The 1,605-nt window shown below is 69.5% G+C and carries 2 protein-coding genes; both read left to right on the forward strand.

Annotation, left to right across the window (positions count from 1 at the left end):
- The coding region (locus tag G3N99_RS39775) for a DUF2339 domain-containing protein (protein WP_206125139.1) at window positions 1-1,253 on the forward strand (1,253 nt) is incomplete at its 5' end.
- On the forward strand, window positions 1,250-1,605 hold a 356-nt coding region (locus G3N99_RS39780; protein ID WP_206125140.1), incomplete at its 3' end, for a DUF3999 family protein. The genes G3N99_RS39775 and G3N99_RS39780, both read left to right, overlap by 4 nt.

Consider the following 1,605-nt stretch of genomic DNA (forward strand, 5'->3'; position numbering starts at 1 on the left):
TAGGCGCCGATGCCGCGCAACGCTCGGCGCCGGGTGTCGCGCAATCCGTCCCGGCAGGCATCATCGCGCCGCTGCATACGCTGATGTTCTGGACCGTGTGCGGGCTGCTGTCGCTCGAAGGCTTCTGGCGCCTGCGCGCGTACGTGCCCGAGGGTGCGTGGAGCTGGAGCGCGTGGGCCTATGGCTTCGGTGCGCTGCTCCTGCTGGTGTCGGGCCCAGGCTCGCGGCTACGCTGGCCCGTCGCGGCGTTCCCGCGTGCGTACCAGGTGTGGGGCGCGGCGCCGCTCGCCGCGCTGCTGTGGCTGTGGAGCATCGCCAGCGTGATCAGCGACGGCAACGCGGCGCCGCTCTTCTGGCTGCCGCTGCTCAACCCGCTCGACATCGCGCAGTTCCTGGTGTTCGTCGCGTTCGCCGTGTGGCTGCGCCGACTGAAGACGCTCGGTATTGCGTGGCATCCGCGCGTCGTCGACTACGCTGCGATCGCGACCGTGTTCCTGTGGTTCAACGCGCTGATGCTGCGCACGCTGCATCAGCGCTTCCACCTGGCCTACGACATCGACACCGTGCTGTCGTCGTTCGGCATCCAGCAGGTGTTCATGGTCGGCTGGAGCCTGTTCGCGTTCGCCGGCATGTGGCTGACGCGTCGCGACGGCATCGCCCGCGTGTGTGCGCTTGCGTCGCTGCCGCTGATCGTCGTGATGTGGGTGTGGACTTTCTACGCGAACTTCACGCAGGACGGCGGAAGCTGGGCGCGCGTGCCGCTCTTCAACCCGCTCGACCTCGTGCTCGCGGTGGTCTACGCACTCGCCGCGTCGTGGTTCGTGCGCGCACGCAAGCTCGGCTGGTCGTACGGCAAATATCGCGTCGAGCTGCTGAGTGCGGCCGGGGCGACCGCATTCCTGTGGCTGAACGCGATCCTGCTGCGCACGCTGCATCACTGGGCCGGCGTGCCGTACGAACTCGGCGCGATGGCAGAATCGACGCTCGTGCAGGCGTCGGTGTCCGTGTACTGGACGCTCTGCGCGCTTGCCATCACGATCTGGGCGACGCGCCGCGGGCTGCGTCCGCTGTGGTTCGTCGGCGCCGCGCTGCTCGCGCTCACGGTCGTCAAGCTGTTCCTGTTCGACCTGTCGCACGTGACCGGCATCGAGCGCATCGTGTCGTTCATCGGCATCGGCGTGCTGCTGCTGTTGATCGGGTATTTCTCGCCGCTGCCGCCGAAGGCTGCGGCGCAGCAGGACGACAAAGCATGAAACGACTCGCCGCCCTGCTCGGACTGAGCCTGCTCGCGTCGTTCGCGGCGGCCGACGGCACGTCGGGGGCCGGGCACGCCGCGCAGCGCTTCTCGCTCGACCTCGACGGCGCTGCCGCGTATTACCAGCTCACCGTGCCGCAGCCCGTTTATGCGGCGAGCCGGCGCGACGATCTCGGCGACGTGCGCATCTTCAACGGCGCGGGCGAGCCGGTGCCGTATTCGCTCGACGCGCCTGCGACTGCCGCGCCCGCCGTCCCGCCGACACGCACGCCGGTGCACTGGTTTCCGCTACCGCCCGCCCGCGCCGACAACGGCAACGCACCGCTCGGCGTGACGGTCGGGCCCGACGG

Source organism: Burkholderia sp. Ac-20392, from assembly GCF_017104585.1.
Taxonomy (GTDB): Bacteria; Pseudomonadota; Gammaproteobacteria; order Burkholderiales; family Burkholderiaceae; genus Burkholderia; species Burkholderia lata.